Here is an 8,126-nt window from a genome sequence, read left to right as displayed (position 1 = left end):
TACGAAGCCGTTACCGCAGCAACGGATATGCACCCAGCGCCCCCGAGACAACCAAAGAATCCAACCCATAAAAAGATGTGTAGATACCTATAGCTATCGCAGGCAATCCAGCTCCCACAGAGGCTAGTGTTTCGCCAGCAGCAGGCAATAAAAAACCCCGCATTGGCGGGGTTTCTTATTGGGTTACTTTTTAAGGCCCAGCTTCTTCAGTTCTTCATCGCGCAACTCACGGCGCAGGATCTTGCCTACGTTGGTGGTCGGCAACGCATCACGGAACTCCACGGCCTTGGGCACCTTGTAGCCGGTGACATTGGCGCGCATGTGTTCCATCACCTGGTCCTTGGTCAGGGTCGCCCCCGGCTTGACCACGATGAAGATCTTAATGTGCTCCCCGGACTTGTCATCCGGCACGCCGATGGCCGCGCATTGCAGCACGCCCGGCAGGGTCGCCAGCACGTCTTCCAGCTCGTTGGGGTAGACGTTGAAGCCCGAGACCAGAATCATGTCTTTCTTGCGGTCGACAATGCGCATGTAGCCATCCGGCTGGATGATCGCGATGTCACCGGTCTTCAACCAGCCTTCGCTGTCGAGGATCTCGGCGGTGGCGTCTTCGCGCTGCCAGTAGCCCTTCATCACTTGCGGGCCTTTGACGCACAGCTCGCCGATTTCACCGAGGGCCAACTCGACGCCGTCATCGGCGATGACTTTGCACACCGTCGATGGCACTGGAATGCCGATGGTGCCGATCTGGATGTTCTGAATCGGGTTGACCGTCGCCACAGGGCTGGTTTCGGTCATGCCGTAACCTTCGCAGATGTTGCAACCGGTCACGTCTTTCCAACGCTCGGCAGCTGCCAATTGCAGCGCCATGCCACCCGACAGGGTGACTTTCAGCGCGGAAAAATCCAGCTTGCGAAAGCCTTCGTTGTTGCACAGCGCCACGAACAGGGTGTTCAGGCCGACAAAGCCGCTGAACTTCCACTTCGACAGTTCCTTAACCATCGCCGGCAAGTCGCGCGGGTTGCTGATCAGGATGTTGTGGTTGCCGATCAGCATCATCGCCATGCAATGAAAGGTGAAGGCATAGATGTGGTACAGCGGCAGCGGCGTGATCAGGATCTCGCAGCCTTCGTTGAGGTTGGAGCCCATCAGCGCCTTGCACTGCAACATGTTGGCGACCAGGTTGCGGTGGGTGAGCATCGCGCCCTTGGCCACGCCGGTGGTGCCGCCGGTGTATTGCAGCACGGCGACATCGTCGCTCGCCGGGCTGGCATCGCTGACCGGTTGGCCGTGCCCCTTGGCCAGCACGTCGTTGAACTTGATCGCCTTGGGCAGGTGATAGGCCGGGACCATTTTCTTCACGTACTTGATGACGCTGTTGATCAGCAGGCGCTTGAATGGCGACAACAGGTCAGCGACTTCGGTGACGATCACATGTTTGACGGCGGTCTTGGGCACGACTTTTTCAGCCAGGTGCGCCATGTTCGCCAAGCACACCAGGGCCTTGGCCCCGGAATCATTGAATTGGTGTTCCATTTCCCGCGCGGTGTACAGCGGGTTGGTGTTGACCACGATCAGGCCAGCACGAATGGCGCCGAACACGGCAACTGGGTATTGCAGGACGTTGGGCAGTTGCACGGCGATTCGATCGCCAGGCTTCAAGTCGGTATGCTGTTGCAGGTAGGCGGCGAAAGCGCCGGACAATTCGTACAGTTCACCGTAGGTGATTGTCTTGCCCAGGTTGCTGAAAGCCGGTTTGTTGGCGAAGCGCTGGCAGGACTGTTTCAGTACCGCCTGAATATTTTGATACTCGTCTGGATTGATGTCTGCAGCAATCCCGGCGGGGTACTTATCCTTCCAAAAGTCTTCGTTCATGGAAGCCCACTCCTCAGCGACGCGAATTCATCATCGCATTTGATGCGATTATTATTGGTGTATGTTTTTTTAAGGTGAGTCTGGCGCTTTCAAGCAGGCCGAGAAGTCACAAAGCGCGCCGAGAGTAGCAGCTTTGCCAAGGGCCGCCTAGAGCCAAGAGAGGGCCCTACAGTCATAAACATGACTCAAGAATACCCAGTGGTCATTTTTAGAGCAAAGATTCTATATCTTTGAAATTCGCTCTGGAATGGGCCTTTCAGCGCGATAAATAACAATGTGGGAGCGGGCTTGCCTGCGATAACGGTCCATCAGTCGATGAATTAGGTGACTGATACACCGTTATCGCAGGCAAGCCCGCTCCCACATTTTTGAAGCCTATTTCACATCAAGCGATGTCGCGCAGCTCCCTGCGCAGAATCTTGCCCACCGGCGTCATCGGCAATGACTCGCGCAACACAATGTGCTTGGGCACCTTGTACCCGGTGAAGTTGGTCTTGCAGTACGCCTTCAGTTCTTCAAGGCTCACACCCTGGGCACGCGCCACCACAAACAGCTTCACCGCCTCACCGGTACGGTCATCCGGCACGCCGATCACTGCGCAGTTGGCGACCGCCGGGTGGGCCATCACCACGTCTTCGATCTCGTTGGGGTATACGTTGAAGCCCGAGACGATGATCAAGTCCTTCTTGCGATCGACAATGCTCACGTAGCCATCGGCGTCGATCACCGCAATATCACCGGTTTTCAGCCAGCCTTCAGCGTCCAAGGCCTCGGCGGTGGCGGCCGGTTGCTGCCAGTAGCCCTTCATCACCTGCGGGCCCTTGATGCACAGTTCGCCGCGCTCGCCCAACGGCAACTCGTGGCCCTCGTCATCAATCACTTTCATGCCCGTGCCGGGCACCGGAATGCCTACGGTGCCGAGGCGCGATAGGCCGCCGTAGGGGTTGGTGCTGGCCACCGGTGAGGTTTCGGTCAGGCCGTAGCCTTCGCCGATGGAGCAACCGGTCAGCGCCTTCCAGCGCTCGGCCGTGGCCTTGATCAAGGCGGTGCCGCCAGAGTTAGTGATCTTGAGGTGGGAGAAGTCCAGGGTCTTGAAATCCGGGTGGTCCATCAGCGCCACGAACAGCGTGTTCAGCCCCAACAGGCCGGAGAACCGCCACTTTTTCAGTTCCTTGATAAAGCCGCCAATGTCGCGCGGGTTGGTGATCAACACGTTGTGGCTGCCGGTCACCATCATGCACATGCAGTTCGCCGTAAATGCATAGATGTGGTACAGCGGCAGCGGCGCGATCATCACCTCCTGCCCTTCCTTGATCAGCGGCTGGCCGTCATCGCCGACCTGGGACATGCACGCCCGCACCTGCTGCATATTGGCGACCAGGTTGCCGTGGGTGAGCATCGCGCCCTTGGCCAGGCCGGTGGTGCCGCCGGTGTATTGCAGCACGGCGATGTCATCCAGGGTCACCGGGTGCCGGGTCAGGCTTTGGCCCGCGCCCATGCGCAAGGCGCGTTTGAACGACACGGCGCGTGGGAGGTTGTAGGCCGGGACCATCTTCTTGACTTTGTCGACCACGGTGTTGATCAACCAACCTTTGGCGGCCGGCATGAAGTCACCCATCTTGGCTTCGATCAGGTAGTCGATCTCGGTATCGGCGCACACTTCCTGCACCCGCGAACCAAACAGGTTGAGATAGACCAACGCGCGAATGCCGGCATCCTTGAACTGGTGGCGCATCTCGCGCGGGGTGTACAGCGGGTTGGTATTGACCACGATGAGCCCGGCGCGCAATGCGCCGAACACGGCAATCGGGTAATGCAGCACGTTGGGCATCTGCACCGCGATACGGTCGCCCGGCTTGAGGTCGGTGTGCTGTTGCAGGTAACCGGCGAACGCCGCACTGTGGCGCTCAAGCTCGGCGTAAGTCAGGGTAATGCCCATGTTGCTGAACGCCGGACGGTCGGCAAAGGCTTTGCAGGAACGTTCGAAGACTTCCACCACCGACTTGTACGTGGTGAGGTCGATGGCATTGGGAACGCCCGCCGCGCGTTTGTCATTCCAGAAATCAGGTTGCATTATTCTTGTCCTCTTACCTGAGTGTGTCCGGCCGCTTTTATGAAGGTTTAAAAAGCGGAGCTTTGAGGACGTTAGCAGCTATGGCCAAACAGGCAAATACAACCAACTGTGTCATTTATTGTATGAATCTTGCGCCCAACGTGTAGGCAGATACACCAACCTCTGGCAGATGAGCTATACACTGCAACGACTCTGAGCAAAGGAAGCGCCATGAACCACAGCACCTTCTGGCTGACCGCGAATGACCGCAGCCGCCTGTACGTCAATCAATGGCTGCCGGAAGGCCAAGCCCGGGCCATGATCATGCTGTCCCACGGCATGGCCGAGCACAGCGGGCGTTATGCGCGCCTGGCCGAGGCCTTGTGCGCCGCCGGCTACGGCCTGTACGCCCTGGACCAGCGCGGCCACGGCCGCACCGCCGACGAAGGGACGCTGGGGCTATACGCCGAAAAGGATGGTTGGACCAAAGTGGTGGGCGACCTCGCCAGCCTCAACCAGCACATCGGCCAGCAGCAGCCGGGTTTGCCGATCATTTTGCTGGGCCACAGCATGGGCAGTTATATCGCCCAGGCCTACCTGTTGCACCACAGCGCCAGTTTGAATGGCGCAATTCTCAGTGGTTCGAATTTCCAGCCGGTGGCGCTGTACCGCGCCGCTAAGGTCATTGCCAGAATCGAACGCGCACGCCAGGGCTTGCGCGGGCGCAGTGCGCTGATCGAGTTCCTGTCGTTCGGCTCGTTCAACAAGGCGTTCAAGCCTACCCGCACCGCCTTTGATTGGCTCAGCCGCGACCCGGTTGAAGTCGACAAGTACATCAACGACCCGCTCTGCGGCTTCCGTTGCACTAACCAGCTATGGATCGACCTGCTGGGCGGCTTGCAGCAAATCAGCAAAGCGTCCAATCTCACGCAGATCGACCCGGGCCTGCCGCTCCTGATAATGGGCGGCGAATGTGATCCGGTGAGTGAAGGCAAGCGTCTCAAAAGTCTGGCCCATGCACTGCGTGAGGCCGGCTGCCAGAACCTGCAACTGAATATTTACCCGCAGGCGCGTCACGAAGTGTTCAATGAAACCAATCGCGACGAAGTCACAGCAGATGTGCTGAGGTGGCTCGAGCAGGCCCTGGCGTTGCACAGGCCGACCCGCTGCGAGTAACTGCTCCTTTAAAATCAGCCCCTTAAAATCAGATAGTTACATTACCGATTAGCCACAGGATGCACCTTTAGATGACTCAGGTAACCAACACCCCGTACGAAGCCCTCGAAGTCGGCCAGACCGCCAGTTACAGCAAGACCGTCGAAGAGCGCGATATCCAGTTGTTCGCCGCCATGTCCGGCGACCACAACCCGGTGCACCTGGATGCCGAGTACGCCAAGGCGACCATGTTCAAGGAGCGTATCGCCCACGGTATGTTCAGCGGCGCCCTGATCAGCGCGGCCGTTGCGTGCGAGCTGCCTGGGCCAGGCACTATCTACATCGGCCAGCAGATGACCTTCCAGAAGCCGGTAAAAATCGGCGACACCCTGACCGTGCGTTTGGAAATCCTCGAGAAGCTGCCCAAGTTTCGCGTGCGCATTGCCACCCGCGTGTTCAACCAGCGCGATGAGCTGGTGGTGGACGGCGAGGCGGAAATCCTCGCGCCACGCAAGCAGCAGGTTGTGACGTTGACTGAGCTGCCGCCGATCAGCATTGGCTGATTGCAATCTCGAGGTCGATACCAAGCAAATGTGGGAACGGGCTTGCCCGCGATGTCGGAGTGTCAGTCACTGGATAGAGTGACTGACTCACCGCAATCGCGGGCAAGCCCGCTCCCACATTTTTTTTCACAACAGGTGTTACGCAGCAGGTTTTACGACTGAGCGCGAGCCTGGTTACGCAGGGCTTTCACCTGGTCGTGGTTGCGTTGCGCGCCGTGGAACTGACGCTCAACCAGGTCACGAATGCCCAGCAGGTTGTGCTTGTTGATCTTCTCGATCGCTTCTTTGTAAGCCTTCAAGGCGTGGTCTTCGCCGCGCTCGGCTTCGTTCAGCACAGCCTCTTCATCTTTGCCGGTGACCAGCGACTTCACGTCCACCCAGCCACGGTGCAGAGCGCCGGCAACCGAGCCGGATTTTTCCGGGTCGCCGCCCAACGCTTTCACAGCAGTTTGCAATTCGGCAGCTGCGGTCGCGCAGTCAGCGGAGCGCTTCACAAACAGGGCTTTGAGCTCTGGATGTTTGATGTCTTCAGCACAAGTCGCGAAGCCTTTCTGGCCGTCTTTGCTGGTCTCGATCAGGTCGTTCAGTACGGAGATCGATTCTTTATTGATGTCAGTCATTTTTCAATTCCTTGTGCGGGTTAAGAAACGTGTCTTAATGATTGCAGCGCCCGTGCCAGGTTTTGAAAAATTACTTTTTCCTTAGATTTCAACAACTTGAAAATTATTGAACCATCTGTATCTACGTTATTTGCATGATCTGTCATTTGGCCTTCATGCAGAATGCCTGTATTTTCCAAGGTCTCGACTCAAACCACTGAAGCCCATGAACCCCGAAAAACTCGAACTGCTGATCACCCGCGAAATGCCCTTCGGCAAGTACAAGGGACGGATCATCGCTGACCTGCCCGGCCCCTACCTGAACTGGTTTGCCCGTGAAGGTTTCCCCCACGGCGAACTGGGCGGGTTGCTGGCACTGATGCAGGAAATCGACCACAACGGCCTGTCCGAACTGCTGGAACCGCTACGGGCAAAACACGGCAAACCCGCCCCCCGTCATTAAGAGCCCACGCCATGCCAAGGAATGCAGATAACGAACTTCACTGGCAGGCCATCGCCCAGCGCTATGCGCTGGAGCCTGGCCCGATCAACCTGGAAAACGGCTACTTTGGGCGCATGAGCCGCGCGGTAAGCGCGCAGTACCTGGAGCACGTTGCGTTTATCAACCGCAGCAACTCGCTGTATGTGCGCCAGCGCTTCGAGCAAGGTGAACATGTCGAGATCCGCCGCCAACTGGCCGGGTTGATCGATGCCGACCCCGAGGCGGTCGCCTTCACCCGCAATGCCACCGAAGCCTTGCAGTCGCTGATCCGTAACTACAACTGCCTGCAACCGGGCGATCAGGTGCTGATCAGCGACCTGGAGTACGACACGGTCAAAGGCCCAATGCGCTGGTTGGCGGGCTATCGCGGTGTAGAGGTTATTGCGATTTCTCACACTCACCCGGCCAGTTTCGACAGCCTGGTGCAGGCCTATCGCGATACGTTCGCTCAGTACCCGCGCCTCAAGCTGATGGCCCTGACCCATGTCACCCATCGCACCGGGCTGGTGATGCCGGTGGAGGCGATTGCCCAGGCCGCGCGTGAGCATGGCGTCGATGTGATCCTCGATGGCGCCCACGCCCTGGGCCAGATCGACTTCAACCTCGCGCAGTTGGGTATTCAATTCGCCGGCTTCAATTTGCATAAATGGATCGGCGCGCCGCTGACCCTTGGCTTTCTGTATATAGCACCGGAGCGCCTGGCCGATATTGACCCGGACATGGGCGAATTTCATTACCCGGCCACCGATGTACGCGCGCGTACGTCCTACAGCACACCGAATTTTCCGGCGCTGATGACCTTGCCGCTGGTGCTGGAAGAACACCGCGCCTTGGGTGGCTCGGCCGCTAAAGGTGCGCGGGTCAATTACCTGCGGGATCTGTGGGTGAGCCCGGTGCGGCCGTTGCCGGGGGTTGAGGTACTGACGCCGGATGATCCACGCCTGTATTGCGGGATCACTGCGTTCAAGTTCACAGGGCGGGATCAGCAAGTGATGGTGGACCGGTTGCTCAAGGAGCATGGCGTGTTTACCACCCTTCGAACGGGTGCGGAGTTTGGCACCTGTATTCGAGTGACGCCGGGGCTGGTGACGTCGGCGGCGGATATCAATGTGTTGATCAACGCGATTACCGAACTCAACAAAGATTAAAACTGTGGGCGCTGGCTTGCCTGCGATGGCGGTGGGTCTGCTTTGGATGCATCTACTGATACACCGCTATCGCAGCATGGGTATCTACGCAATTTTTTGTGTTGCGCTTAGCTTTTGACGGGGTTTTTAGGTAGATGTGAGTACATATCCGTTGCTGCGGTAACGGCTGCTTAGGGTTCTGCTCTTACAGCGGCTCACTTTTGGAAAGACCCAAAAGTAAGCAAAAGGTCT

Annotated in this window: 7 protein-coding genes; 4 read left to right on the top strand and 3 right to left on the bottom strand. The window is 58.1% G+C overall.

Translation table 11 applies throughout. The features are described from left to right. Positions 1-183: 183 nt before the first annotated feature. Both fadD1 and fadD2 read right to left on the bottom strand, forming a co-directional pair. Positions 184-1,875: a long-chain-fatty-acid--CoA ligase FadD1 gene (fadD1, locus tag ACI77I_RS31295; RefSeq protein WP_407000040.1), complete on the bottom strand. Its 1,692-nt coding sequence runs from the start codon at positions 1,873-1,875 to the stop codon at positions 184-186. A gap of 385 nt (positions 1,876-2,260) precedes the next feature. Next, positions 2,261-3,949: a long-chain-fatty-acid--CoA ligase FadD2 gene (fadD2, locus tag ACI77I_RS31290; protein WP_242152221.1), complete on the bottom strand. Its 1,689-nt coding sequence runs from the start codon at positions 3,947-3,949 to the stop codon at positions 2,261-2,263. A gap of 210 nt (positions 3,950-4,159) precedes the next feature. Between fadD2 and ACI77I_RS31285 the strand changes: the two genes are divergently transcribed. Continuing rightward, the gene (locus tag ACI77I_RS31285) at positions 4,160-5,104 is read left to right on the top strand and encodes an alpha/beta hydrolase (protein WP_094953817.1); all 945 of its coding nucleotides are present in this window, start codon (positions 4,160-4,162) and stop codon (positions 5,102-5,104) included. Between the two features lie 71 nt (positions 5,105-5,175). Further along, a complete protein-coding gene (locus tag ACI77I_RS31280; RefSeq protein WP_024077080.1) occupies positions 5,176-5,646 on the top strand; it encodes a MaoC family dehydratase in 471 nt (156 codons plus the stop codon). Between the two features lie 152 nt (positions 5,647-5,798). Here ACI77I_RS31280 and ACI77I_RS31275 read toward each other — a convergent pair whose 3' ends face one another. After that, entirely contained in the window at positions 5,799-6,266 is a 468-nt protein-coding gene (locus ACI77I_RS31275; RefSeq protein WP_094953816.1) for a PA2169 family four-helix-bundle protein, read from the bottom strand. A 205-nt stretch (positions 6,267-6,471) separates the two neighbouring features. Between ACI77I_RS31275 and ACI77I_RS31270 the strand changes: the two genes are divergently transcribed. Both ACI77I_RS31270 and ACI77I_RS31265 read left to right on the top strand, forming a co-directional pair. Beyond that, on the top strand, positions 6,472-6,708 hold the full coding sequence (locus ACI77I_RS31270; protein ID WP_003213031.1) for a DUF3820 family protein: 237 nt from the start codon (positions 6,472-6,474) through the stop codon (positions 6,706-6,708). Positions 6,709-6,719: 11 nt separating this feature from the next. Beyond that, positions 6,720-7,895: an aminotransferase class V-fold PLP-dependent enzyme gene (locus ACI77I_RS31265; protein ID WP_407000038.1), complete on the top strand. Its 1,176-nt coding sequence runs from the start codon at positions 6,720-6,722 to the stop codon at positions 7,893-7,895. Positions 7,896-8,126 lie beyond the last annotated feature (231 nt).

The organism is Pseudomonas sp. D47 (assembly GCF_045447305.1).
Lineage (GTDB): Bacteria > Pseudomonadota > Gammaproteobacteria > Pseudomonadales > Pseudomonadaceae > Aquipseudomonas.
Note: the sequence above shows the minus strand (reverse complement) of the source record. Positions and strands in the feature narration are given on the sequence as shown.